This window comes from Enterobacter sp. HK-058-C-ECC (genome assembly GCF_047531125.1).
Taxonomy (GTDB): domain Bacteria; phylum Pseudomonadota; class Gammaproteobacteria; order Enterobacterales; family Enterobacteriaceae; genus Enterobacter; species Enterobacter quasiroggenkampii.
Genome location: NZ_JBLKCH010000002.1, coordinates 218,314 through 244,693 on the forward strand (window position 1 = coordinate 218,314; position 26,380 = coordinate 244,693).

The 26,380-nt window shown below is 57.2% G+C and carries 23 protein-coding genes; 16 read left to right on the plus strand and 7 right to left on the minus strand.

What is annotated here, in order from left to right; genetic code table 11:
- The first annotated feature begins 252 nt into the window (after positions 1-252).
- The 8 genes from ACMWJS_RS05105 (at position 253) to ACMWJS_RS05140 (ending at position 10,437) form a co-directional block, all read left to right on the plus strand.
- Positions 253-1,965: an ABC-F family ATP-binding cassette domain-containing protein gene (locus tag ACMWJS_RS05105; protein WP_414746739.1), complete on the plus strand. Its 1,713-nt coding sequence runs from the start codon at positions 253-255 to the stop codon at positions 1,963-1,965.
- Between the two features lie 196 nt (positions 1,966-2,161).
- Positions 2,162-3,172: an alcohol dehydrogenase AdhP gene (adhP, locus tag ACMWJS_RS05110; RefSeq protein WP_008501719.1), complete on the plus strand. Its 1,011-nt coding sequence runs from the start codon at positions 2,162-2,164 to the stop codon at positions 3,170-3,172.
- Positions 3,173-3,322: 150 nt separating this feature from the next.
- Complete coding sequence (locus tag ACMWJS_RS05115; RefSeq protein ID WP_414746740.1) at positions 3,323-4,942, plus strand: TIGR04028 family ABC transporter substrate-binding protein; 1,620 nt, start codon at positions 3,323-3,325, stop codon at positions 4,940-4,942.
- Between the two features lie 10 nt (positions 4,943-4,952).
- Positions 4,953-5,897 (plus strand): ABC transporter permease, encoded by a 945-nt coding sequence (locus ACMWJS_RS05120; RefSeq protein ID WP_023327539.1) that lies wholly within the window; start codon positions 4,953-4,955, stop codon positions 5,895-5,897.
- The gene (locus tag ACMWJS_RS05125) at positions 5,894-6,745 is read left to right on the plus strand and encodes an ABC transporter permease (RefSeq protein ID WP_414746741.1); all 852 of its coding nucleotides are present in this window, start codon (positions 5,894-5,896) and stop codon (positions 6,743-6,745) included. Before ACMWJS_RS05120 ends, ACMWJS_RS05125 begins: the two co-directional genes overlap by 4 nt.
- Positions 6,742-8,349 carry a dipeptide ABC transporter ATP-binding protein gene (locus tag ACMWJS_RS05130; protein ID WP_414746742.1) on the plus strand — a complete coding sequence of 536 codons (1,608 nt, stop codon included), beginning with the start codon at positions 6,742-6,744 and terminating at the stop codon, positions 8,347-8,349. The genes ACMWJS_RS05125 and ACMWJS_RS05130 overlap by 4 nt, the downstream gene beginning before the upstream one ends.
- Positions 8,346-9,335: a putative FMN-dependent luciferase-like monooxygenase gene (locus ACMWJS_RS05135; RefSeq protein ID WP_414746743.1), complete on the plus strand. Its 990-nt coding sequence runs from the start codon at positions 8,346-8,348 to the stop codon at positions 9,333-9,335. The genes ACMWJS_RS05130 and ACMWJS_RS05135 overlap by 4 nt, the downstream gene beginning before the upstream one ends.
- Positions 9,336-9,345: 10 nt before the next feature.
- Entirely contained in the window at positions 9,346-10,437 is a 1,092-nt protein-coding gene (locus ACMWJS_RS05140; protein WP_262796283.1) for an alkylhydroperoxidase domain protein, read from the plus strand.
- A gap of 6 nt (positions 10,438-10,443) precedes the next feature.
- On the opposite strand, the gene araJ is transcribed toward ACMWJS_RS05140, so the two are convergent.
- From araJ to ACMWJS_RS05155, 3 genes are all read right to left on the minus strand, one after another.
- Positions 10,444-11,619: an MFS transporter AraJ gene (gene araJ / locus ACMWJS_RS05145; protein WP_414746744.1), complete on the minus strand. Its 1,176-nt coding sequence runs from the start codon at positions 11,617-11,619 to the stop codon at positions 10,444-10,446.
- A gap of 188 nt (positions 11,620-11,807) precedes the next feature.
- A complete protein-coding gene (locus ACMWJS_RS05150; protein ID WP_414746745.1) occupies positions 11,808-12,314 on the minus strand; it encodes a YbjP/YqhG family protein in 507 nt (168 codons plus the stop codon).
- Positions 12,314-12,682: a hypothetical protein gene (locus ACMWJS_RS05155; RefSeq protein WP_229225925.1), complete on the minus strand. Its 369-nt coding sequence runs from the start codon at positions 12,680-12,682 to the stop codon at positions 12,314-12,316. Before ACMWJS_RS05155 ends, ACMWJS_RS05150 begins: the two co-directional genes overlap by 1 nt.
- A gap of 258 nt (positions 12,683-12,940) precedes the next feature.
- Between ACMWJS_RS05155 and ppk2 the strand changes: the two genes are divergently transcribed.
- A complete protein-coding gene (gene ppk2 / locus ACMWJS_RS05160; RefSeq protein WP_045908792.1) occupies positions 12,941-13,759 on the plus strand; it encodes a polyphosphate kinase 2 in 819 nt (272 codons plus the stop codon).
- Between the two features lie 58 nt (positions 13,760-13,817).
- Here the strand turns inward: ppk2 and fdnI are convergent, their stop codons facing one another.
- Genes fdnI through fdnG form a run of 3 tightly spaced genes read right to left on the minus strand, consistent with a single transcriptional unit; the run spans position 13,818 to position 18,410 of the window.
- The gene (fdnI, locus tag ACMWJS_RS05165) at positions 13,818-14,474 is read right to left on the minus strand and encodes a formate dehydrogenase-N subunit gamma (RefSeq protein WP_048223347.1); all 657 of its coding nucleotides are present in this window, start codon (positions 14,472-14,474) and stop codon (positions 13,818-13,820) included.
- Complete coding sequence (gene fdxH / locus ACMWJS_RS05170; RefSeq protein WP_045908794.1) at positions 14,467-15,351, minus strand: formate dehydrogenase subunit beta; 885 nt, start codon at positions 15,349-15,351, stop codon at positions 14,467-14,469. The genes fdnI and fdxH overlap by 8 nt, the downstream gene beginning before the upstream one ends.
- Before the next feature lie 11 nt (positions 15,352-15,362).
- Positions 15,363-18,410: a formate dehydrogenase-N subunit alpha gene (gene fdnG, locus ACMWJS_RS05175; RefSeq protein ID WP_414746746.1), complete on the minus strand. Its 3,048-nt coding sequence runs from the start codon at positions 18,408-18,410 to the stop codon at positions 15,363-15,365.
- Between the two features lie 221 nt (positions 18,411-18,631).
- Between fdnG and yddG the strand changes: the two genes are divergently transcribed.
- Positions 18,632-19,510, plus strand: coding sequence for an aromatic amino acid DMT transporter YddG (gene yddG, locus ACMWJS_RS05180; RefSeq protein WP_414746747.1), 879 nt, complete (start codon positions 18,632-18,634; stop codon positions 19,508-19,510).
- A gap of 630 nt (positions 19,511-20,140) precedes the next feature.
- Positions 20,141-21,250, plus strand: a complete 1,110-nt coding sequence (locus ACMWJS_RS05185) for a porin OmpC (RefSeq protein ID WP_032647384.1) — start codon at positions 20,141-20,143, stop codon at positions 21,248-21,250.
- A 54-nt stretch (positions 21,251-21,304) separates the two neighbouring features.
- On the opposite strand, the gene ACMWJS_RS05190 is transcribed toward ACMWJS_RS05185, so the two are convergent.
- Positions 21,305-22,249 (minus strand): LysR substrate-binding domain-containing protein, encoded by a 945-nt coding sequence (locus ACMWJS_RS05190; RefSeq protein ID WP_048223352.1) that lies wholly within the window; start codon positions 22,247-22,249, stop codon positions 21,305-21,307.
- Between the two features lie 170 nt (positions 22,250-22,419).
- Between ACMWJS_RS05190 and ACMWJS_RS05195 the strand changes: the two genes are divergently transcribed.
- From ACMWJS_RS05195 to ACMWJS_RS05215, 5 genes are all read left to right on the plus strand, one after another.
- The gene (locus tag ACMWJS_RS05195) at positions 22,420-23,370 is read left to right on the plus strand and encodes a branched-chain amino acid ABC transporter permease (protein ID WP_414746748.1); all 951 of its coding nucleotides are present in this window, start codon (positions 22,420-22,422) and stop codon (positions 23,368-23,370) included.
- An 8-nt stretch (positions 23,371-23,378) separates the two neighbouring features.
- Complete coding sequence (locus ACMWJS_RS05200) at positions 23,379-24,485, plus strand: branched-chain amino acid ABC transporter permease (RefSeq protein WP_063621767.1); 1,107 nt, start codon at positions 23,379-23,381, stop codon at positions 24,483-24,485.
- The gene (locus ACMWJS_RS05205; RefSeq protein WP_167210856.1) at positions 24,482-25,249 is read left to right on the plus strand and encodes an ABC transporter ATP-binding protein; all 768 of its coding nucleotides are present in this window, start codon (positions 24,482-24,484) and stop codon (positions 25,247-25,249) included. The genes ACMWJS_RS05200 and ACMWJS_RS05205 overlap by 4 nt, the downstream gene beginning before the upstream one ends.
- Positions 25,242-25,961 carry an ABC transporter ATP-binding protein gene (locus ACMWJS_RS05210; RefSeq protein WP_414746749.1) on the plus strand — a complete coding sequence of 240 codons (720 nt, stop codon included), beginning with the start codon at positions 25,242-25,244 and terminating at the stop codon, positions 25,959-25,961. The genes ACMWJS_RS05205 and ACMWJS_RS05210 overlap by 8 nt, the downstream gene beginning before the upstream one ends.
- A 28-nt stretch (positions 25,962-25,989) precedes the next feature.
- On the plus strand, positions 25,990-26,380 hold a 391-nt coding region (locus ACMWJS_RS05215), incomplete at its 3' end, for an ABC transporter substrate-binding protein (RefSeq protein WP_414746750.1).

Here is a 26,380-nt window from a genome sequence, read left to right on the forward strand (position 1 = left end):
TCGATTATACTTTCGACACACATTAACCCACTGAATATATAAGGAGGCCAATTATGCTGTATCGTGAAATTTTCAATGTTTCACATACATTTGGTGATCGCACCAGCTCAAGCGTTATCGGTATCGTGCTGCGATAACTTCTGCTTGAGCGAAGACACCAACCCCTGAAATCCCTTCTCTCGGGCTTACTGAGTTATCGTCAGCGATGTTTGACGAGGCATAAACATGCCTGTAACTCTTGGGTAAGCAACAATGAGCACTTTACTCACTGCACAATCTTTACGCGTTGATACGGCGTTTGGCACGCTCTTCGACTCACTCTCCTTTACGCTGAAAAAAGGCGACCGCGTTGGCCTGCTGGGCGACAACGGCTGCGGTAAAAGTACGCTGCTGAAGGTGCTGGATGGCACTGACTCCCCCGCCGCCGGAACGGTCTCGCTGGCCGGGCACTGCCTGATGGCGCGCGTGGAGCAACATCTCCCGGACGCTATTTTTCCGCTGACCATGCTGGATGCCGTCCTGGCCCAGTTGCCCTCAACTGAACGGGAAAGCCTGCGCTGGAAAGCCGAAACGCTGCTGGCAAGCATGGGCTTCACGCCGCAGGATATGGCGCTGCAATCCGCCACGCTGAGCGGCGGACAGCACACCCGCCTGCTGCTGGCGAGGGCGCTGATTCACGAGCCGGACCTGCTCCTGCTGGATGAACCCAGCAACCACCTGGACCTTCCGACCATGCTCTGGCTGGAACACTTCCTACAGAACTGGTCGGGCAGCTTTGTGCTGGTCTCGCATGACAGACAGCTACTGGATGCCGTCACCAACGGCAGCTGGATCCTGCGCGATAAAACGCTGCACTACTTTGCCCTTCCCTGTACGGCAGCACGCAAGGCGCTTGAAGCAAAAGATGAGAGCGATGCGCAGCGCCACAAGGCGGAGCAAAAGGAGATCGACCGCGTGACCGCCAGCGCGAAGCGGCTGGCGACCTGGGGCAAGGTTTACGACAACGAAGACCTGGCCCGAAAAGCCAAACAGATGGAAAAACAGGTCGAACGGCTCAGGGAGAGCCAGACGGAACTCACGGCAGGTAGCCCGTGGACGCTAACCCTTCGCGGCGACGCGCTGCGGGCCGACCGTTTACTGGAGATGGAAAACCTTGACGTGCCCCCTGCTCCGGGCCTGCCTGCGTTGTTCAGCATCGACGTTGCGCGGTTAAAAAGCGGCGATCGCGTGGCGATTGTCGGTCGTAACGGCTGCGGTAAATCGTCGCTGATGAAGCTTATCTGGCGACAGTTTACCGATGAACTGACCCACGACGGGCTGAAGCTGCACCCGCGCGTGTCGACGGGCTATTACGACCAGACGCTGAATCAGCTGCCAGACAACGCCACGCTGCTCGACGCGCTGGAGCCTTTCGCTCCGGATCCGCAGAACCGCAAAATGGCCCTGATAAGCGCCGGTTTCCCGTGGGCGCGTCACGGACAAACGGTCAGCACGCTCAGCGGAGGCGAACGCTCGCGTCTGCTGTTCGTTGGCCTGACGCTTGCCCGCTATAGCCTGCTGATGCTGGATGAGCCTACCAACCACCTGGACATGGAAGGCAAAGAGGCGCTGGCGCACACCCTTCAGCAGTTCGAAGGCGGCGTCCTGCTGGTCAGCCATGACCGTCAGTTAATTAGCCAAAGCTGCAACCGTTTCTGGCTGATTGAAGAGGGAAAACTGAGCGAGTGGCACGATGCAGAAGCGGTGTTTGAGCGGCTGCGTGAACACGCGGGACTGATCACATCCACTGCGCCTGACATCGCGGCGCCGACGGATCGCCCCTCGCCTTATGACGATCTGCTTGAACGCCTGATCGCGCTGGAGACGCTGCTGGAAGACGATCTGGCGCGTAAGCCGAAGCATCAAAAGCCGCAGCTGCAGGCGCAATGGCGTAAAGAGATAGAGGAGATAGAAGCCCAACTGTAAGTCTGCGCCCGGCGAGCGCCTCGCCGGGCCAGAATTTTCCCCCTTAATTATTAGAGGAACGCCGTATTCTTAATCTGAAATCGAATCAAATGATGACATTATGTTGCTGCAGCCTTGCATTACCAGGCTAATGTATTAATCCTTAAGAGGTACTACACCTGCTATGCAGATTCTTATCATGAACAAGGAGATACACATGAAGGCTGCTGTTGTCACTCAGGATCACCAGGTCAACGTTACCGAAAAAACCTTACGCCCGCTAAAGCATGGGGAAGCCCTGCTGAAGATGGAGTGCTGTGGCGTATGCCATACCGACCTCCACGTGAAGAACGGTGATTTCGGCGATAAAACCGGGGTCATCCTGGGCCATGAAGGGATTGGTATCGTGAAAGAAGTCGGCCCTGGCGTGAAGTCGCTGAAAGTCGGCGACCGCGCAAGCGTGGCCTGGTTCTTTGAAGGCTGCGGGCACTGCGAATACTGTAATTCCGGCAACGAAACCCTGTGCCGTGACGTGAAAAACGCCGGTTACTCCGTTGACGGCGGCATGGCGGAAGAGTGCATCGTCACCGCGGATTACGCGGTAAAAGTGCCGGACGGTCTGGATTCGGCTGCAGCCAGCAGCATTACCTGCGCGGGTGTCACCACCTACAAAGCAGTGAAGGTATCGGGTATTAAACCGGGCCAGTGGATTGCGATTTACGGTCTCGGCGGGTTGGGTAACCTCGCGCTGCAGTACGCCAAAAACGTCTTTAACGCCAAAGTCATCGCCCTTGACGTTAACGACGAACAGCTGAAGCTGGCGGCCAGCATGGGTGCGGATCTCACCATCAACTCCCGCAGCGAAGATGCTGCTAAAATTGTGCAGGAAAAAACCGGCGGCGCGCATGCCGCAGTCGTCACTGCCGTCGCAAAAGCCGCCTTCAACTCGGCGGTGGATGCCGTGCGTGCCGGTGGCCGCGTGGTCGCCGTTGGTCTGCCGCCGGAAGCGATGAGCCTCGACATTCCTCGCCTGGTGCTGGACGGCATTCAGGTGGTGGGTTCGCTGGTTGGCACCCGTCAGGATCTGCAGGAAGCGTTCCAGTTTGCCGCTGAAGGTAAAGTTGTGCCGAAAGTCACGATGCGCCCGATCGAGGACATCAACGCCATCTTCAAAGAGATGGAACAGGGCCAGATCCGTGGCCGTATGGTGATTGACCTGCGTTCATAATCACCTACCGTTCGATTACCGCTCCTGACAGGGGCGGTTTTTTTATAGCCATTTTCCGGCAATCCTTATCTTAATTCCTTTGTTCCCTTGTTTTCCCCTGCGCCCGATGATGAATCCGACGCTAACAAGAAGATAACAAAGGAATTCACCATGCAAACCCCATTTCGTCTGCCGCTGCTGACGGCGCTGATTCTGACGACCACCGCCGCCTGGTCCGCGGATGCGCCTGTTAAAGGCGGCACGCTGATTTATCTGGAGCAACAGGCGCACACCAACCTCTATCCGCCTGCCGGCGGCTTCTACCCGAACGGCGGCATTTTGAACCAGATCACCGACAAACTGACGTGGCAGAACCCAAAGACGCTGCAGGTCGAACCGTGGGTGGCCGAAAGCTGGACCACCAACGCCGATAAAACTGAATACACCTTTAAACTGCGTCCCGGTATTACCTTCTCCGACGGCACGCCGCTGGATGCTAACGCCGTGGCGAAAAACTTTGATACCTACGGTTTGGGCAACAAGGCGCGGCGCCTGCCGGTGTCAGAAGTGATCAATAACTACGATCGCAGCGAAGTGGTCGACCCGCTGACCGTGAAGTTCTACTTCAAAAAACCGTCACCGGGATTCCTGCAGGGCACCGCCACCATCGGGTCGGGCCTGGTCTCGCTCAGCACGCTCAAGCGCAATTTTGAAGAGCTGGGTGACGCCCGGCATATCATTGGCTCAGGCCCGTTTGTGGTGAAGGACGAGAAGCTGGGTCGCGAAGTGACGCTGGAAGCACGTAAGGACTACCAGTGGGGGCCCAAAAATCTGGCGCAACAGGGGCCAGCCAATCTTGATGGCATCAAGTTTATCGTGACTCAGGAAGACAGCGTGCGCGTCGGCGCCCTGCTGGCCGGTCAGGCCGACTTTATTCGCCAGGTGCAGGCATATGACGAAAAGCAGGCGACCGATCAGGGCTATAAAATCTACGCCGCCCCGACGCGCGGGGTGAATGACAGCATTAGCTTCCGTCCGGATAACCCGCTGGTCTCCGATATTCGCGTGCGCCAGGCGCTGCTGCATGCCACCAATGCAAAACAGGTGGTTGAGACCCTCTTCTCGGCTAACTATCCGCAGGCGAAGTCGGTGATTGCCGATTCCGCCGCTGGCTTTGTCGATCTCAGCGACAAATTGTCCTTTGACCCGGCAAAAGCCAACCAGCTGCTGGACGAGGCAGGCTGGAAAGCAGGCAGCGACGGGATCCGCACCAAGGATGGACAGCGGCTGGCGCTGACGGTATATGAATCCCTGCCGCAGCCACAAAATAAAGAGGTGCTGCAACTGGTTGCCCAGCAGTGGCGTCAGGTGGGCGTGGCGCTGAGCGTGAAAGCAGGCGACGCAGGCAGCCGCACGCTGGATAACCTTGATCCGCTGAAAACCCCGTTAACCGTCTCCGAAGTGGGCCGCGCCGATCCGGACGTGGTGAAGAGCATGTTCTACCCCGCTAACCGCGACGCCCTGCTGCAAAAAGGCGGCTCCAGCGACAAGGTCAAAAGCTTCCGTGACGACAAGCTGAATGCGCTGCTGGTGAATATCTCCTCAGAGGTTGATCCACAAAAACGCCTGCAGCTGACCGGCGATGCCCAGCGTTACCTGCTGGATAACGCCTACGTCATTCCGATTTTCGAAGAGCCGCAGGTCTTTGCCGGTGCGCCGTGGCTGAAAGGCGTCAGTTTTGAAGCGGTCGGCCGCCCGTCGTTCTACGGCGCGTGGATAGAGAAACACTGAGGAGCTGACGATGCGCCACGCACTTCTTCAACGTTTTGGGCACGGGCTGCTGGTCTTGTGGGCCGCCTTTACCCTCTCGTTCGTGTTGCTCCAGGTGCTGCCGGGCGACGCGGTGCTGATTAAATTTCAGAACCCGGACCTGGGCTTAAGCCCGGCGCAAATCGAGGAGATGCGCGTGGCCTATGGCGCGGACAGCCCGCTGTGGCAGCAATACGGCCACACGCTGCTGGCGATGCTGCGCGGGGATTTTGGCTACTCGTTACAGGCCGGGGTGCCGGTCAGCGAGCTGATTGCCAGCAATCTGCCGGATACCCTGAGCCTCGCCCTGCCCGCCTTTTTACTCGCGGTCCTGCTGGCGTTTGCGCTGGCATTTGCGTCGCGCCTGCCGGGTCTGCGCTGGCTAAGTAATACCCTCCAGTCTCTGCCGGTCCTGTTTATCTCTTTACCGACGTTCTGGCTGGGGATTGCCCTCATCCAGCTCTTTTCTTTCCAGCTGCGGCTGATCCCGGTGATTAACCCGACGCCGCTGCAGGGGCTGATCCTGCCGATCGTGACCGTCGCGATCCCGATCTCCGCCCCGCTGGCACAAATCCTGATGCGCAGCCTCGACCAGGTGGCGACGCAGCCGTTTGTCGCCGTGGCCAGGGCTAAAGGGCTGAGTGAAACCGCCGTGCTGTGGCGTCACGTCACCGGCAACGCCCTGCTACCGGTCCTGAACATTGCCGGGTTGCTGCTGGGCGAGCTGATTGCCGGGGCGCTGATCACGGAAACCGTTTTTGGCCGCAGCGGGCTCGGGCAGCTGACCCAGCAGGCGGTGAACAACCAGGACATCGCCGTGCTTCAGGCGGTGGTCATGATATCCGCCCTCGGTTTTGTCCTGATCAATCTGCTGGTGGATCTGCTGATGCCGCTGCTGGATCCCCGTCTGCAAACCGTTACCGGAGGTGCATCATGAGCCTGGTCGATTACGCTGCCGCTGCGCGAAAACGTGTTCCCGGCTGGCAGAGCGTCGCGTGGCAGCCGGGACTGTGGCTGGCATGGGCGGTCATTATTATTGCGCTTTTTGCCGCCGTGGCGCCCGGCCTGTTAACCCACTACAGCCCGATTGAGGGCATCGCCGGAGCGCAACGTCTGGCGCCGCAGGCGGGCCACTGGCTCGGCACCGATCAGCTTGGCCGCGATGTTTATACCCGTATTGTGTATGGTGCGTCCCACTCCCTGAGCGCGGCGCTCGCTGCCGTCACGATGGGGCTGGTGGCAGGCACCGGCCTGGGGGTGATAGCCGGGGCGTTCGCCGGACGCGTCGAGTCTTTCCTGATGCGTTTTGTCGACGTGCTGTTGTCCATTCCGTCTCTGCTGCTCTCGCTGACGGTCATTATTCTGCTCGGGTTTGGCACCGTTAATGCCGCGATTGCCGTCGGCGTGGCCTCCATTGCCAGCTTCGCCCGCCTCGCGCGCGGTGAAGTGGTGCGCATCCGCCATACGGATTATGTCGAGGCAGCGTTCGGCAGTGGCGGGACGTTCCTGGCGGTGCTGTGGCGACACATCCTGCCCAATGCCTTAACCGCCGTCCTCGCCTTTGCCACGCTGCAGTTTGGTCAGGCCATTCTGGCCCTCTCCACGCTGAGCTTTCTCGGCTACGGTACCCCGCCGCCCGTACCGGAATGGGGTTTATTGATCGCCGAAGGCCGTAACTATCTCTCTACCGCATGGTGGCTAACCACCTTCCCCGGCGTGGTCGTCATCGCCGTGGTGCTTGCCACCAACCGTATCAGCCAGCAGTTCAGCGGAGGCCTGAAATGACCGTACTCTCGGTAGAAAACCTGACCATCAGCTACCGTACCGCGCGCCAGTGGCGCGAGGTGGTACATAACGTCAGCTTTACCCTCAGGCGAGGGGAAATGCTGGCCTTTGTCGGCGAATCCGGATCCGGCAAAACGACCACGGCACAGGCAATCATCGGTCTGCTGGCGGATAACGCCCGGCGCGATGCGGGAAAAATCGTGCTCAACGGCGAGGAGATTAGCCAGTGGTCAGCGAAGCGTCTCGATACCCTTCGCGGGGCGCGAATCAGCCTGGTTCCGCAGGATCCGGGTAATTCACTCAATCCGGTGAAGACGATCGGCGTGCAGGTCGGGGAAATTATTCAGCTGCACCAAAAGGTAACGGCTCTCCAGCGTGACGAGCAGGTGCTCGCCCTGCTGAGAAAGGTCGGCCTGAGCCACCCCGAACAGCGCATGACGCAGTATCCGCATCAGCTCTCCGGCGGGATGAAACAGCGCGTGCTGATTGCCATCGCCATTGCCCTGCGCCCGGACGTGATCGTTGCCGATGAGCCCACCAGCGCGCTGGACGTTACGGTGCAAAAACGCATTCTCGATCTGCTGGATATCCTGCGCCGGGAATCGGGTACTGCGGTTCTGTTTGTCACCCACGATCTGGCCCTGGCCGCTCAGCGCGCGGACAGGCTGCTAGTGTTTCGCAACGGTGAGGTTCAGGAGCACGGCGACACCGCCGACATTGTCCGCACGCCGCAGCACGCCTACACCCGTCAGCTACTGAGCGACCTCCAGGGCCAGCGCCTGACCATCGCCCCGGTATCTGGTCTTCCGCTCTCGTCACCGGCCATTCGCGCCCGCGCCATCAGCAAACGGTTCTCGCTGGGTAAAGGTCATCAGCTTCAGGCGCTGGATCGGGTGACGTTTGACGTCAGACGCGGCAGCACCCATGCGCTGGTTGGTGAATCCGGCTCCGGGAAGACCACCCTCGCCCGTATTTTGCTGGGGTTTGAACAGGCGGATAACGGACAGGTCATTATTGATGACATTGATGCCACCGCGCTCAGCCGCGAGGCCCGCCGTCAGCTGCGCCAGAAGATCCAGTTTGTCTACCAGAACCCGTTCGCCTCTCTCGATCCGCGTCAGACGCTGTTTGACATCATCGAAGAGCCCCTGAAGAACTTTTCTCGCCTCGCTAAGGCGGAGCGAAAGACCCGGGTGGAGACCGTGGCGCAGCGGGTTGCCCTGCCCGTCGAACTCCTGACCCGTACGGCCAGAGAGCTTTCAGGCGGGCAGCGACAGCGCGTGGCCATCGCCCGTGCGCTGATCCTGGAGCCGACTATTCTGGTGCTGGACGAAGCCACCTCCGCACTGGACGTCACCGTACAGGCGCAAATTCTGGCTCTGCTTCAGCAGCTGCAGCAACAGCTGGGATTAACCTATCTGTTCATCACGCACGATCTCTCCACCGTTCGCCGGATCGCCCACAGCGTCACGGTGCTGCGCAGCGGTCAGGTGGTCGAACACGGTGACGTCGAAACCTTATTCACCTCGCCACAGAACGACTATACCCGCGAGCTGATTGCCGCCATTCCCCATTTTTCACCCGCTACGGAGGAGTTCGCATGACGCGAAAACGCCTGGGATTTTTCACCCGCCTGCTTGACGATGTCACGCCAAAAGAGCGCTATCGACTGGCTACAGAACAGATCCGCCACGCTGAACGCCACGATTTTGACAGCGCCTGGATTGCGCAGCACCACTTCCATGAGAATGAAGGCGGCCTGCCATCGCCGCTGTTGTTTCTGGCCCACGTTGCGGCGCATACCGAAACCATTCGGCTGGGCACGGCCATCATTACCCTGCCGATGGAAAACCCGCTGCGTGTGGCGGAAGATGCCGCCGTGCTGGATTTACTCGCTGATGGACGTCTCGAAGTCGGTTTTGGTTCGGGCGGCACACCGACCTCTTTCCTGCCGTTCGGACTGACGTTTGAACAGCGCGGCGCGGCTTTTGCCGACCATCTACATGTGATCCAGAGCGCCTGGCGCGGGGATTCGCTCACCCATCCGGATAACCACCTTTACCCGCCAGCGCCACAGCTCGCTGACCGGATCTGGATTGCCACCTTTTCCGTCGACGGTGCCGTTCGCGCCGCGCAAGCCGGACACGGTTTAATGCTCTCCCGCACGCAGCCGCGCCCGGCAGAGCAGTTGGATTTAACGCTCGACGCGATCCAGAACCCAATTGTGGATGCCTACCTTGAGGCACTGCCCGCCGGTACCGCACCGCGCATTCTGGCTTCTCGTACGGCATTCGTCGCCGACAGCGATGACTATGCGCTGAAGGTTGCAACGCCGGGTCTCACGAAACAGGCCCAGCAGCATCGCGCTGCCGGACACGTGGTTAAAGGTGACACTGTCACAGATTTTCGTCGCCAGTTCGATGCCCATATCGGTTCGCCTGAGACGGTGCTGCGTTCGCTGCAGGCCGATTCCGTTCTCAGGCGCGCCACTGACATCTCATTCCAGGTCCATTCGGTCGAGCCCACCCATCGCGACACGCTGCGCTCCATCGAACTGATCGCCGAACATATTGCCCCCCATATCCATTGAGGAGATACCTATGTCATTAAGTCACGACATTCTCGCCGAGCTGGCGGAAATTAAACCCGGTTCCCCTCTGGCAGAGGCGCGCGCCACGCGGGACGCCGCCACGCGCCACGCACAGGGCAGCTACGAAATCTTATTCACTCAGCAGGATAGCGATTTTGCGCTGGACGAACGCTTCGCCGTCGCGGCAAAAGTCGCGAGGTGGCATAACGCGGAGGCGCTGGCCGCGCACTATGCGGGGTTTGGCCTGGCAGACCCGACCTCAGACCGTCTGACCCCGGCGCTCAATTTCGCGCGCCTGCTGACCTTCTCCCCCGTCGAAGCCACGCCGACATCGTTAAGGGCGCTGACCCAGGCGGGATGGAGCAAGGAAGGCATCGTGACCCTGGCGCAGCTTATCGCCTTTGTCAGCTTCCAGAGCCGACTGATTGCCGGGCTGCGGCTGCTGAACGACAGGCCTGTCGCCACAAGCGATGCGCCGGTGGCGGCAGGCGTCTGGCACACGACCGCCACCACGGCCACCGGAAAGGCGGCTCCCGTCGCCTTCACCCAGCAGGAACTGGGCTGGGAGCCGTGGATCGCCGCCAAACCGCTGGCGGATTTTCGTGATGACGAGGTTGCTATACTGGCGAAGTTTGGCCACACCGATTCCGACTATTTCCGACTGCTGGGGCGCAACCTGCCGGTGCTTGAACAGCGCACGCTAACGGATAAAGGGATTTTTTATACGCCGGGAGGATTGCCGCGCGCCGAGCGCGAGCTGGCCGCAACGGTCGCCAGTAAAATTAACGGCTGCATCTACTGCGCATCTGTCCATGCGCGGAAAGCCAGCCAGCTGTCAAAGGATGACGCGGCGGTAGAGGCCCTGCTGGCCGTGCGTCCAGGACAATCCCTGAGCGAGGGGCAATCTGCGCGCTGGCAGGCGGAGATTAATTTTGCGGCAGCGCTGTCGGTTACCCCACCAGCCGCCACGCCGCTGCACCTTGCCTCGCTGGAAAAAGAGGGGCTGGACACCTTAGCCCAGCTTGACCTGGTGCAGTCCGCCGCGTTCTTCGCCTGGGCCAACCGCCTGATGCTGACCCTGGGCGAGCCCTGGCTTGCCTGACTTCAATCAGGCTAGCGCGCGAGCGTTAGCCTGAGCCTGCCTGGCCCGCAGGTAGCCGTATACCAACAGCGCGCTCATGGCCGAGAACGAGAGTATCGCCGCAGGTAGCGTGACGTAGCGCCAGCTAAAGCCGAGGGTAATCATCATCCCGCCAAAGTACGCCCCAATAGCACTGCCGAGATTAAACGCCATCTGCCCTCCGGCCGCCCCCAGCATCTCGCCGCCCTTCGCATTTTGCAGAAGGAGGATCTGCAGCGGCGCAGAGAGCGCGAACAGCCCGGCACAGCAGATAAAGCCCGTAATTAGCGAGGCCGTTTTCAGTTCACCGCAGGCGAAAAGCAGCAGCAGCGAGGCAACAATCACCATGTCGGTGGTGGCCGCAATGCGCAGCGGGCTAAAGCGTCCCGAGAGTTTGCCGCTCAACAGATTGCCCAACACCATGCCAAGGCCCATCAGCATCATGATGATGGTCATCGTGCCTTCGGAGAAGCCAGAAACGTTGACCATAAACGGTTTAACGAAGCTGAACCACGCGAACACGCCAGCATTACCAAACATCGTGGCGGCAAAAATCAGCCAGGGCTCCGGTTTCTTCAGGAACTGGAACTGCTCGGTCAGTTTAATTTCTGATTTGTCATGGATGTCCGGCACCCAGATCAGCACCGAGAGGATCACCAGCGCATCGAACAGAGCGATCAGGAAAAAGGTATAACGCCAGCTGAACTGGTGTCCCAGCCAGGTGCCGAGCGGGACGCCCACCAGGTTAGCCAGGGTCATCCCGGCGATCATCCCGGCCACCGCGACCGTCACCTTCCCCGGCGGCGCAATTTTAGACAGAATAATCGCCCCGACGCCGAAAATCGCGCCGTGCGGAAAACCGGAAATCAGGCGCCCGGCCGCCAGCCAGAAATATGAATTAGAAAACGTAAACAGAGCGTTCCCGACCGCGCACAGGGCAACCAGAAACAGCAGCGTGGTTTTTAACGAGAACTTGCCTGAGAAGAGCGCCACAATCGGGGCGCCAATCACCACGCCGAAGGCGTAAAACGAGATCATATTCCCGGCGGAGGGAATCGAAATACCGGTGTCATGCGCCAGCTCGGTTAACACGCCCATAATGCCAAATTCGGCCATGCCCAGGCCAAATGTGCCAAGCGCCAACGAAAATATTGTCTTTTTCATACCTCAACCACGGGTTAATCACTCGCAACGGGCATTATTGAATAATCTTGTATGGTGAGCCAGTTCAAATCAGCTGGCTGACAGGTTAATCCATTGATTCAGGAGTTTTCTCCAACTGCTACGCGGTGGGAGTGGCAAACAAAAAGCCCCGGCAGGTGTCAGGGCTGGAAAGGGTTCAAGGTCTGGTTTTACAGTGCGCTCGCTGCCGCTGCTTTAGCGCGTGTAATAGCACCAGCATTGAAAATAGGATGCTCATGATTGTTCGTTATGTCACGAACGCGGTAGATTTTCCATGCATCATCTTGACGACGAAGAAATACCTCAAGATGGATGCTTCTCCCGTTACCCGCCCCTTCAATGACCTGGACTACTTCACCGTTTAAAAATGACCTGGCGTTTTCCACTCGTAACGCAGGTATCCATTCACGAGAATAATCTTGGGTATACGTAAAATAGTCAGATTCTATTAACTCTTGTTCAGAGATTTCCTGAATGGTATTAATGCGAGCAATCGTATCAGCAGAAACATATTTACGTAGTTCGTCGGCAGGATAAGGCCTGGTTTCATCGCTGCCGAATACGGAAAGATAGGATTTATAAAATGATTCGGTAGCGTCTTGCGCGCTATGATGTTGATTGGTAGCCGAACTGCATCCCACCAGCAACAAAACGAATGATAAAAATATTCTTTTCATCAGTGCATCCTGTAAATTTTAAATGATGGTTGCATTTTGCGGTACCCAGGCCCCGGATACATGCTTTTTTGAATAAAATCAGAAATCCATTGCGTACCGTCATACATAGTCATATGACCTATGCCATTTCCACCAGGGTAGGGCTGTATAACAGCTACATCGCCAGAAATTAACGTTGAACCGGGCGGCAGCTCACTGAATCCTGCGCGTAATAATTCAACCCCATAATCTTTTGCATAATCTGTGTTCGCTACCTTAACACCGCCAGCCAGAATGGCCAGGCGGGTAAACTTAGCACATTCACTGTGAGAGCGCCCCAGAGCGTGTGAACGGAGATACGAAACTGCGGCTTCTTTATTCCAACTCATTCTTAGTTCCTTTAAGTAAATAAGAATGAAATTATCACATTAACCACACATAGCATGAGGAATTAAAAGTGCTAATTTTATTGCATCCGCGGCATTCTAATAGAGGAACAGGTGCTTAGCACCTTCGTGCATACCTCAGTATCTGAAAAAAGTGTCGTGACATTAATTACCTAAAAACAATACGCATAATATCAGGTGGATTACACTTCATAGTGCGGCCTCGCTTTTTCCGCGCCGGACAACCTGAGGATGACAATCATGGGAAGCAAAAAGAAAACCCCTGTCGCTGTTGATGTCGTAACGAATGCACCGCTTAAGACCAAAGAGTATGAGAAAGAGCTCCGCCGCCTGCACGTCGAACTGGTTAAGCTCCAGCAATGGGTCGTCGCCAAAGGGTTAAAAGTGTGTATTGTTTTTGAAGGACGCGACGGTGCCGGCAAAGGCGGCACCATTAAAGCGATCACCGAGCGCGTCAGCCCGCGCGTGTTTCGCGTTGTTGCGCTCCCGGCTCCGACTGAAAAGGAAAAAAGCCAGCTTTACTTCCAGCGCTATGTGCCCCACCTGCCTTCGGCGGGTGAAATCGTGATCTTCGATCGCAGCTGGTATAACCGCGCGGGCGTTGAGCGGGTGATGGGGTTCTGCACGGAGGAACAGGCGGAGAAATTTTTAGACGGCGCGCCGGTTATGGAAAAAGCGATGGTCGATGCCGGGATTATCCTGCTGAAGTACTGGCTGGAGGTGACGCCGAAAGAGCAGGAGCGACGCCTGCGCGACCGTATTAACGATGGGCGTAAGATCTGGAAGCTGTCGCCGATGGATATTAAATCCTTTAACCTGTGGGACGAGTACACCCGGGCCCGCGACGCCATGTTTGAAGCCACCGACACTGCTTGGGCGCCGTGGTTTGTGGCGCGTTCAGAGGATAAAAAACGCGTGCGACTGAACATTATATCGCATCTGCTTTCGCAGATCCCGTATAAAGAAATACACGTTGAGAAAGTGGATTTACCGAAACGCAAAATCGGTAAAATCAAACCCACAAAATATCCGTTCCGGTATGTGGAGGAGCGGTTCTGATTTGAAGAGTAGGCCCGTGCAAGCGCAGCGCCGCCGGGCAAAGCCGACGGCGCAGGTCTTACTTAATCCCTTCCGTACTTTCCTGTTTTGCTTCCAGTCGCTCCACATCACGGTACCAGCGCGGGTGGTGTTTCTGCGCCCAGCGGCGGCTCACCTTCCCTTCAATCATCCCTTTGATTGACCCTTTCACCCAGAACGCCATATACATATGGATCAGGATGGCATGAATCAGGATGATGGCCGACGTCGCGTGGATCAGCAGCGCGTAACGCACCACCTGAATCGGGAAATAATGCGCAAAATACGGACGCCAGATCATCACGCCGGTCACCAGCAGCACAAAAATCATGCTCATGATGGTCCAGAACATCATCTTCTGCCCGGCGTTGTATTTCCCGACCTTCGCGACTTTGTGCTCGTTACCCTTCAGGACTTCGACAATCCCTTTCACCCAAGGGATATCCTGCTTGTCCGGAATATTGTGATGGACGAAGCGCACGAACATAAACATCAGCACCACAAAAATCAGCACGCCGAAGAACGGGTGCAGAATGCGCCCCATCTGCGGCGTACCGAAGGTTTCGGTCAGCCACTGCAGCGTCGGGAAGAAGAACGAAATTCCCGATACCGCCACCAGGAAGAAGCAGATCACCACCGTCCAGTGACAGGCGCGATCGACAAATTTGGTGCGCACAATCATTTTCGACTTACTCATGATGCTCCTCCTCGTCGTCATCCACCTCTTTGTTTGGCCCGATACCGATGTAGTGATAGATCAGCCCGGCAAAAGTGGCGATAAAGCCCGCCGCGGAGAGCGGTTTAAGCGCCCCTTTCCACAGGTTGATGGAGGTATCGATCGCCGGATCCTTCGGCAGGTTGTGGTACAGCTCCGGCTGGTCGCTATGGTGCAGCACATACATCACGTGCGTACCGCCCACGCCCTGCGGGTTGTAAATGCCCGCTTTGTTGTAGCCCCGCGCTTTGAGCTTATCGACGCGCTGCTGCGCCACCTCCAGCATCTCTTTTTTGGTGCCGAAGTGGATCGCCCCGGTGGGACAGGTCTTCACGCAGGCAGGTTCCTGACCGACGCTGACGCGGTCCACGCACAGGGTACATTTGTATACCCGGTTATCCTCTTTATTGAGGCGCGGAATATTAAACGGACAGCCCGCGATGCAGTAGCCGCAGCCGATGCAGTTGTCCTGCTGGAAATCAACGATCCCGTTGGCATACTGGATAATTGCCCCGGCAGACGGGCACGCCTTCAGGCAGCCCGGATCTTCACAGTGCATGCAGCCGTCTTTGCGGATCAGCCACTCCAGCTTGCCGTTCTGGTCGGTTTCGCTAAAACGCATCACCGTCCAGGATTTGGCGCTCAGATCCGCCGGATTATCGTAAACCCCTACGCAGTGCCCCACCTCGTCGCGGATGTCGTTCCACTCCGAGCAGGCCACCTGGCAGGCTTTACAGCCCACGCAGGAGGAGACGTCGATAAGCTTGGCGACTTCTGCCTTGTAGTCCCGCGCGCGAGGCGCGGGGGTAATCGGGTTCGTCGCGGAGCGTTTAATAATGTCTTGTGTTTCCATCGCCATTTAATCGCTCCTTACGCTTTCTCTATGTTGACCAGAAACGCTTTGTACTCCGGCGTTTGCGAGTTGGAATCGCCGACGTTTGGCGTCAGGGTGTTAGCGATGTAGCCTTTCTGCGCCACCCCTTCAAAGCCCCAGTGAAGCGGGATGCCGACGGTTTCCACCTGCTGGCCGTGCACGTTCAGCGACTGCAGGCGGCGGGTGACCACCGCCACCGCGCGAATAAAGCCGCGCTTGCTGCTCACCTTCACGCGATCGCCGTTGGCAATGCCTTTCGCCTTCGCCAGCGTTTCGCTTATCTCCACAAACTGTTCCGGCTGCGCGATGGCGTTAAGCCGCGCGTGCTTGGTCCAGGTATGGAAATGCTCGGTCAGGCGGTAGGTCGTCCCTACGTACGGGAATTTGTCCTTTTTGCCCAGACGCAGCGCGTCGTCTTCGTAGATGCGCACCACCGGACTGGAGACCACGTTCGGGTGCAGCGGGTTTGTCCCCAGCGGCGTTTCCATCGGCTCGTAGTGCTCCGGGAACGGCCCTTCCGCCAGCTTGTTGAGCGCAAACAGGCGCCCCAGCCCTTCCGGCTGCATGATAAACGGCCCGGTGTTGCTGCCCGGTGCGGCGGTGCTGTAGTCCGGGATATCGTTCCCCGTCCATTTCGCCCCGTTCCACTGGATCAGCATGCGCTTCGGATCCCACGGCTTGCCGTTGATGTCCGCCGACGCGCGGTTGTACAGCACGCGACGGTTCAGCGGCCACGCCCATGCCCAGCCCAGAGTGTTGCCCAGTCCTGACGGGTCAGCGTTATCGCGGTTGGCCATCTGGTTACCCTGCTCGGTCCAGCTGCCGGTGTAGATCCAGCAGGACGAGGCCGTGGAGCCGTCGTCGCGCAGCAGCGCGAAGCTGTTCAGCAGCTGACCTTTCTTCGCCACCAGATTGCCGTTCGCGTCATACAGATCCGCCAGCGCCACGCCGTTGTTCTCTTTCGCGACTTCTTCAGACTCGGGACGATCCGGCTGCTTGTAGCGCCAGCTCATCTTCAGCAGCGGCTCCGCGCCTTTGCCGCCTTCGGTGCGGTACATTTCGCGCAGGCGGTGGTAAATCCCGGCCAGGATCTCGCCGTCGTTACGCGCTTCACCCGGTGCATCCTGACCTTTCCAGTGCCACTGCAGCCAGCGGCCGGAGTTGGCAATGGAGCCATCCTCTTCCGCAAAACAGGTGGACGGCAGGCGGAACACTTCGGTCTGAATCGAGGCCGGATCGACATCGTTTGATTCCCCGTGGTTCTGCCAGAAGGTGGAGGTTTCGGTCACCAGCGGATCGATAACGACCATGTACTTCAGCTTGCTCAGGCTGCGAACGACTTTGTTCTTGTCCGGGAAGGAGGCCACCGGGTTGAAGCCCTGGCAGATATATCCCGTGACGTCGCCCTTATCCATCATGTTGAAATACTTGATGACGTCATAAGCCTGATCCCACTTCGGCAGCCACTCAAAGCCCCAGTCGTTCTCTTTCTGCGCCGCATCGCCGTAGAAGGATTTCATCAGGCTGACGTAGAACTTCGGATAGTTGCTCCAGTAGTTCACCTGGTCCGGCAGCGTCGCTTTTGGCGTGTTCTCAGCCAGATAGCTTTGCAGATCCGTCTGCTTTTCAGACGGCAGCGTCAGGTAGCCCGGCAGGCTGGTCGAGAGCAGTCCGAGGTCGGTCAGCCCCTGAATGTTGGAGTGACCCCGCAGCGCGTTCACGCCGCCCCCGGCCATGCCCATGTTGCCGAGCAGCAACTGGATCATCGCCATGGTGCGGATGTTCTGCGCGCCGACGGTGTGCTGCGTCCAGCCCAGCGCGTACAGGAACGTGGTGGTTCTGTCGGCGGCGCTGGTGGAGGCCAGCACCTCACACACCTTCAGGAAGTCCGCTTTCGGCGTGCCGCAGATGTTTTCCACGACGTCCGGCGTGTAGCGGGAAACATGCTGTTTCAGCAGGTTCCACACGCAGCGCGGATGCGTCAGGGTTTCATCCCGCATCGCATAGCCGTTTTCATCGAACTGATAGTTCCAGGACGTTTTATCGTACTGGCGTTTTTCGGCGTCATAGCCGCTAAACAGTCCGTCATCGAAGGCAAAGTCATCCCTCACCAGCAGGTTCGCGTTGGTGTAGTGCTTAACGTATTCCGCGTTAATTTTGTTGTTTTCGATCAGGTACAGCAGCACACCGGACAGGAACGTAATGTCCGTACCGGAGCGGATTGGCGCATAGATATCGGCCACCGATGCCGTACGCGTAAAGCGCGGATCGACGACGATAAGCGTCGCATCATTGTTGTTTTTCGCTTCCATCGCCCAGCGGAACCCCACCGGATGGGCTTCAGCGGCGTTACCGCCCATCACCACCACGACGTTCGCGTTTTTGATATCAACCCAGTGGTTGGTCATCGCACCGCGACCAAATGTTGGAGCAAGACTTGCTACCGTTGGTCCGTGTCAGACGCGCGCCTGGTTGTCTACCGCCAGCATGCCGAGAGAGCGCACAAATTTTTGCGTCAGCATGCCGGTTTCATTACTTGCCGCCGAGGCGCATAACATGCCGGTGGTCAGCCAGCGATTGACCGTCACGCCCTGCACGTTCTTTTCAATAAAGTTGGCGTCGCGGTCGGCTTTCATTAATTTTGCAATACGGGAGAAGGCCTCATCCCAGGAGATACGCTGCCATTTATCAGAACCCGGCGCGCGGTATTCCGGGTAGCGCAGGCGGTTTTCGCTGTGAACGTAGTCCAACAGCCCCGCCCCTTTCGGGCAAAGCGCCCCGCGGCTCACCGGATGATCCGGATCCCCTTCAATGTGGTAAATCGCTTCTCTGGCGTTCTTCGCGCCATCGCCCAGGCTATACATTAAAAGCCCACAACCCACGGAGCAGTATGTGCAGGTGTTACGGATCTCTTTCGCGCGCAGCAGCTTATAGTTGCGTGCCTGAGCCAGCGCCATTTTGGGAGCAAATCCCAGCATTGCGGCTGTTGTTCCGGCCATACCGCCCGCGCAGATTTTAAAAAATTGTCTGCGGCTGACGTCCATTGTTGTCCTCGTTATCTGAAAAGACTTCGCGCCGCAAACTAACAGCAAAGCCCCTGATTTTTTTGCGTCAAATCAAGGTCATCTGTCTTCCCCCCCTTAATAGTCACCCCCGCAATATTTCATTACCCCTTTTTGATTAACGGCTTAAGAGAATAATTCACGACAGCGACAGGCGTAATGCGATACATTTTTCCTTTGATTTTTATTGCGATGGCGAAGTAATGGACAGAAAGAGAGCAACGCTTATTGGGCTGGCGGCGATATTGTTATGGAGCACCATGGTCGGCCTTATTCGCAGCGTGAGTGAGGGACTGGGCCCGGTAGGCGGTGCGGCGATGATCTATACCCTCAGCGGATTGCTGTGCCTGGTGACGGTAGGATTTCCTGATATCAGACGGTTCTCGCCGCGGTATCTTATTGCGGGCAGCGTTTTATTTGTCAGCTACGAAATATGCCTGGCGCTGTCGCTGGGCTATGCCGCCACGCGCGCGCAGGCGATTGAAGTCGGTATGGTGAATTACCTCTGGCCGAGCCTGACGATCGTATTTGCGATTTTGTTCAACGGGCAAAAATCTACCCTGTGGGTGATCCCAGGCCTGGTCATTTCGCTGCTGGGCGTCTGCTGGGTATTGGGCGGCGAAGAAGGATTACACCTTGAAGAAATAACCCGCAATGTCGTTTCCAGCCCTCTCAGCTATGCGCTGGCGTTTGCCGGGGCCTTTATCTGGGCCGCCTATTGCACGGTCACCAGCAAATTTGCGAAAGGACAAAACGGCATCACCCTGTTTGTCTTGCTGACCGCGCTAAGTCTGTGGGTGAAATATGCCCTGAGCGATCAGCCCGACATAGTGTTTACCCTCCCGGTGGTGGTGAAGCTCGTTATGTGCGGCATTGCGCTTGGGTTTGGTTATGCCGCATGGAATATTGGTATCCTGCATGGTAACGTCACGGTGCTGGCTGCCGTGTCCTATTTTACCCCCGTCCTCTCTGCTGCGCTTGCTGCCGCAGTGTTAAGCTCCCCCCTTTCATTCTCGTTCTGGCAAGGCGCACTGATGGTCTGCGCCGGGTCGTTGCTCTGCTGGTACGCAACGCGAAAATAAGGTTTTCTGCCGTGGCCGGGGGAATTTCAACCCGGCAACATAATTAACATAAATTTAAAATGTGATCGCACTTCAGGATATTTATCCAGATAACAGACAGTCTGTTTAAATTCGGTTTATATTTGCTGTTATCTGTAAAGCACCCTGAAAGGAATTGACATAAACTGACAACGTCATGAAATTAGTCAACCATCAATATTAACGCCATGGATAGCCATGACTGCAATAATTCAGATCTGACACATTTATTGAAATATGCGGAATAGCCGTCGAACACTCAGACCAACCCACTAATTTTAAAGAAAAACAGTAATAGAACCCGCCTCAACCCCTCGAACATACCGAAATCTAACGCACGATACTAAAACCTTCAGAAATTATAGCGACAGCAATAATCCCACGCATTAAATACATATTAATCGTATAAATTCCGGTCACATTGTTTAAATAACACCCTTCCTACACGATCGAGATCACACTAATTGAAATTATCTCTAATATTTTGAAACTTATTATTGAAATAAGACGACGAGATTTTTAAGAATAGCATGCCATTGACGAACAGCCTCGTTTAGAAATCGTTCAAAGTGGTTCAGGAAATACCCAAAAAAATTATAAGGAACATTTAAGATGAAACTTAAATTAGTTGCAGTGGCAGTCACTTCCATGCTGGCAGCAGGCGTTGTTAACGCTGCCGAAATTTACAACAAAGACGGTAACAAGCTGGATCTGTACGGTAAAGTGACAGGTCTGCACTATTTCTCTGATGACGCTGGCGCAGATGGCGATAAAACCTACATGCGTATCGGCTTTAAGGGTGAAACCCAGGTTAACGATCAGCTGTCCGGTTACGGTCAGTGGGAATACCAGATTCAGGGCAACAAAGACGAAGGCGACAACCAGTCCTGGACGCGTGTGGCGTTTGCAGGTCTGAAGTTCGCGGAAGCAGGTTCATTCGATTACGGTCGTAACTACGGCGTGATTTACGACGTGACCTCCTGGACCGACGTGCTGCCTGAATTCGGCGGTGACACCTATGGTGCCGACAACTTCCTGCAGTCTCGTGCTAACGGCGTGGCAACCTACCGTAACCAGGACTTCTTCGGTCTGGTTGATGGCCTGAACTTTGCTCTGCAGTATCAGGGTAAAAACGGCAGCGTAAGCGGTGAAAACACCAGCGGCCGCAGCCTGCTGAACCAGAACGGTGACGGCTATGGCGCATCCCTGACTTACGATCTGGGCGAAGGCTTCAGCGTAGGTGGTGCAATGTCTTCTTCCCGTCGTACCGCTGACCAGAATGCGGCTGGCGTATACGGTGAAGGCGACCGCGCAGAAGTGTACAGCGGTGGTGTGAAATACGACGCGAACAACGTTTACCTCGCGGCGCAGTACTCTCAGACCTATAACGCAACCCGCTTCGGTACCTCTAACAACAAGCGTACCGATATCTACGGCTTTGCAAACAAGGCGCAAAACTTCGAAGTTGTGGCTCAGTATCAGTTCGACTTTGGCCTGCGTCCATCCATCGCTTACCTGCAGTCTAAAGGCAAAGACATCGAAAACTTCGGCGACCAGGATCTGGTTAAATACATCGATGTTGGCACGACCTATTATTTTAACAAAAACATGTCCACCTACGTGGATTACAAAATCAACCTGCTCGACGACAACAAGTTCACTCGCCAGGCAGGCATCGGTACCGACAACATCGTGGCGCTGGGTCTGACCTACCAGTTCTAAAACCTTGTCTGTCCAAAAGCCAGCTGAACAAGCTGGCTTTTTTTTCGCCGTCCTTTACCCGACGGACGACTCCCCGCCCGCCGCCCGACGCAGCCAGGTTTGCAGCAGCTTGCCATCCTCGGTCATCTCTGAATCTGAACGCACGCAGAGGTAGTAATCGCGCCCGTCATCAATCGGTAAGTCAAATATCTTCACCAGCTCACCGCTCTCAAGATACGGCGCAATCAGCGGCTCACGCATTAGCGCACAGCCCAGACCAGCCTGTACGCCCGCCAGCGTCAACAGTCCGTCTTCAAACAGCGGGCCGCTGCGCCGGAGAGGACGTTTTACCCCCTGCAACAAAAACCACTGCGTCCAGCTTGTACGCTCTTCATCGTGCAGGAGCGGCATTTGCAGCAACTGCTCAGGCGTATCGATATGGCCATGAATGCGTAAAAACGCACGGCTGCACACCGGCACCATCTGACCGGAAATCAGCTTTTCACTCTGATAGCCCGCCCACTGCCCGTTGCCAAAACGAATCGACATATCCGACGCGTCGCTCAGATAGTTACGGTGGTTGGCATACACCACGTTGATCTCGGTTTGGGGATTGGCGCGCATAAACGCAGGCAAACGTGGAATAAACCACCCCATACCAAACAGCGGGATCAGGCTGATGGTGACCTGACGCGTTTGCGCCTGCTCCGCCAGGTGCTCCGTCGCCTGGCGCAGCACGTTAAACGCTGCACGGATCGAGCGGTAATATTCCCGCCCGTGCTGGCTCAGCACCAGCCTGCGCCCCTGACGTTCCGTGAGCGGCATTTGCAGGTATCCTTCGAGCACCTTGAGCTGATGGCTGACGGCCGACGGAGAGATATTCAGCTCCTGTGCGGCCAGCGTGACGCTGCCCAGCCGGGCGATGGCCTCAAAGGCACGTACGGCCCGAAGCGGCGGATCGTTTGCCAGGCGGCTTTCTGCATACGCCGCCAGATTCGCCAATTGTTCTGTTTTATTCATATGTTGATTTCTTTAGGCTTTTCACCCAAAAGCAGGCATAAACTATTTTCATATAAATCATAAAGATAAAACAATATTTATTTATCATAAGAAATAATAGATGCGTATTTTACAATTTAATTCATTTATTGGATGGTAGCCGCAGAACGAGCACTTTGCGGGTACAAACGTTGGATACACTCATACAACAACTGATCAACGGTATGATGCTGGGAAGCATCTACGCGCTGATCGCGCTGGGCTATACCATGGTGTATGGCATTTTGCGCATTATTAACTTTGCTCACGGCGATATTCTGATGGTCGGCGCGCTCACCACGCTCTCCGCCATGAACGCCCTGAACACCACCTTCCCGCATATGCCGCTGCTGTTGCAGCTTGGCATGGCCCTGATGATTGCCATGGCCGTTTGCGCCCTGCTGGCGATGGCCGTGGAACGCTTTGCCTACCGTCGACTGCGCAACGCCCCGCGGCTCGCGCCGCTGATCTCGGGTATCGGCGTCTCCGTCCTGCTGCAAACCGTGGCGATGATTATCTGGACGCGTAACCCGCTGATGTTCCCGCAGATCCTGCCTATGGATCCGATTGCCGTGACGTCTGGAAGTGAAACGCACCCGCCCGCCATCGTGACCGTTACCGGCATTGTCACCGTGGCGCTAGCGCTGGCTGTGATGACCGGGCTGTGGCTGCTGGTGGAATACACCCGTCTGGGGCGCGGCATGCGCGCCGTGGCGGAAAACCCACGCGTGGCCACGCTGATGGGGGTTAACCCAAACGCCATCATCACCCTGACGTTTGCCATTGGCGGCGTGTTTGCCGCGCTGGCAGGCGTGATGATGGCCAGCAATTACGGTAACGCCAGCTTCTCGATGGGCTTTTTGCCCGGGATCAAGGCCTTTACCGCCGCCGTGCTGGGGGGCATTGGTAACATTCGTGGCGCCATGATTGGCGGCATCCTGCTCGGCATTATCGAAGCGCTGGGCGCAGGCTACCTGGGTGAACTGACCCACGGCGTATTTGGCAGCAACTATCAGGATGTCTTTGCCTTTATGGTGTTGATCCTGGTGCTGGTCTTCCGTCCGGCTGGCCTGCTGGGCGAGCGCGTGGCGCACAGGGCGTAAGGAATACCATGACAACACTTCAACTCCAGACCCCGGCGACGACACGCAAATTCTGGTCAGGCATGAGCCTGTTCTGCCTCGCGCTGCTGATTGCTCCCGTGGTGGCCACGCAGCTTGGCGGCAACTACTGGGTGCGCGTCATCGACTTCGCTCTGCTCTACATCATGCTGGCGCTCGGGCTTAATATTGTGGTCGGCTATACCGGCCTGCTGGACATGGGCTTTATCGCCTTTTACGCGGTCGGCGCCTACCTCGCGGCACTGATGGCCTCCCCACACCTGCTGGAGGTGTTTCCGATCCTCGGCGTCTGGTTCCCGGACGGGCTGCACACCTCGTATCTGCTCATTATTCCGCTGGCCGCCCTCGTCGCGGCAGTCTGCGGGATTTTACTCGGTGCTCCTACGCTCAAGCTGCGCGGGGACTACCTGGCGATAGTGACCCTCGGCTTTGGCGAAATTATCCGCATCCTGATGCGTAACCTCGACCGTCCGGTAAACATTACCAATGGCGCTAAGGGCATTACCGGGGTAGATACGTTGAACCTGTTCGGCCTGAAGTTCAGCGGCGTATACCACTGGTTTGGTTTCAAAGTGCCTGCCCTGTGGCTGTGGTACTACCTGCTAATGCTGGTCATTGTGGCGATTATTTTTGTCTGCCTGCGCCTGCAGCATTCCCGCATTGGTCGCGCCTGGCACGCCATCCGCGAGGATGAAGATGTGGCGCGCGCGATGGGCATCAACGTGCGTAACTATAAGCTGCTCGCCTTTGCGATGGGCGCCTCCTTTGGCGGCGTGGCGGGTGCGCTTTTCGGTGCGTTTCAGGGCTTTGTCTCCCCAGAATCCTTCACGTTACAGGAATCGATTGCCGTACTGGCGATGGTGGTGCTGGGCGGCATGGGGCACATTCCGGGCGTGATCCTGGGCGCGGTACTGCTTACCGCCCTGCCGGAACTGCTGCGCAGCCAGGCAGCGCCGGTTCAGCAGGCGCTGTTCGGTACGGTGCTGATTGACCCGGAAGTGCTGCGCCAGCTGTTTTACGGTCTGGCACTGGTACTGGTCATGCTGGTACGCCCGTCCGGGATCTGGCCGGTACGCCACAAGGAGGCGAAGGCATGAGCCTGTTAACCGTACGCAACATGACAAAACGCTTCGGCGGGCTGACTGCTGTTGATGACGTTTCGATAACCGTGAACAGAGGCGAGATCTACGGGCTGATCGGTCCCAACGGCGCGGGAAAAACCACCTGCTTTAACCTCATCACCGGCCTTTATGCGGCGGACAGCGGCGAGTTTTCGATAGCGGATAAGCCCTATTTCCCAAAACACATAGAGAAAGTGACCGCCGCCGGGATTGCGCGCACCTTCCAGAACGTGCGCCTCTTCAACGACATGTCGGTACTGGAAAACGTGATGGTGGGCCGCCACGTGCGCACCCGTAACGGCCTGTGGGCCGCGCTGAGCCGCCACAAACGCGCCCGTGAGGAAGAGAAACAGACCCGCGAACTGGCCTGGCACTGGCTGGACTATACCGGCATTGCGCAGTTCGCCCACTATCGCGCCTGCGATCTGGCCTATGGCCATCAGCGTCGCCTGGAAATCGCCCGCGCGCTGGCAACAGATCCGCTGCTGCTGGCGCTGGACGAACCCGCCGCCGGGATGAACGCGGCGGAAAAAGTGGCCCTCGGCGAGCTGCTCATCCGCATCCGCGATGACGGCAAAACCCTGCTGATGATTGAACATGACGTCAAGCTGGTGATGGGCATCTGCGACCGCCTGACGGTCCTTGATTACGGCAAAACGCTTGCCAGCGGCACGCCGGAAAACGTGCGGCGCGATCCGGCAGTGATCGCCGCCTGGCTTGGAGGCAACGCCCATGTCTGAATTACTGAAGGTAGAACGTCTGGACGTGCATTATGGCGGCATTCAGGCCGTACGCGACGTCTCCTTTACCCTGCGCGAGGGCGAACAGGCTACGCTGATCGGCGCGAACGGCGCGGGGAAAAGCTCCACCGTACGCGCCATTACCGGGCTGGAAAGCTTTAGCGGCAGTATTGAATTCAGCGGTAAACCGGTGCGTAAACAGAGCCCGGAGACCCTGCTTCGCGACGGACTGGTGATGGTCCCGGAGGGCCGCGGGATCTTCTCCCGCATGACGGTACTGGAAAACCTGCAGATGGGCGCCTGGCTAAGGCGTGACACTGTCACCGTTAAACGCGAAATGAACGAGATATTCGAGCGCTTCCCGCGTCTGGGCGAACGCCAGCATCAGCTTGCCGGGCTGTTGTCCGGCGGTGAGCAACAGCTGCTGGCCCTTAACCGCGCCCTGCTCAGCCGCCCGCGTCTGCTGATCCTCGACGAGCCTTCGATGGGCCTTGCCCCGAAAATGGTCGAGAACATTTTTGCCGTGATCGCCGGGCTGCGTGAGCGCGGTGTCGCCCTGCTGCTTATTGAACAAAATGCCAGGCTCGCGCTGGAAGTGACCGACAGCGCGTGGGTGATGGACAGCGGCAGCATTGTTCATCATGGCGAATCGACAGCGCTGCTTAACGACGACCAGATTGCACAGATTTATTTGGGCGAAATGCCCGTTTAACCACACCAGCCAACATCAGGGAAATACAATGAAAACAGTAAAAATTAGTGCGCTCAGCGCCGCTATTCTCCTCGGCAGCTTTGCCTCGACGGCCACGTGGGCCGCTGACAGCGAAACCGTGGTCATCGGTCTGGCGGGGCCGCTGACCGGCCCATCAGCCCGTATCGGGAAAGATCTGGAGAACGGCGCGCAGCTGGCCATTGACGACATTAATAAGCAGCACCCGACTATCGGCGGCAAAGCAGTCACCTTCAAACTACAGTCCGAAGACGATCAGTCTGACCCGCGTACCGCCGTGGCCGTCGCGCAGCGTCTGGTGGACAGCGATGTGGCGGGCGTGGTCGGCCACTGGAACACCGGCACCAGCATTCCTGCGGCTCGCATTTATCACGATGCAGGCATCGCCCAGGTGGCACCGG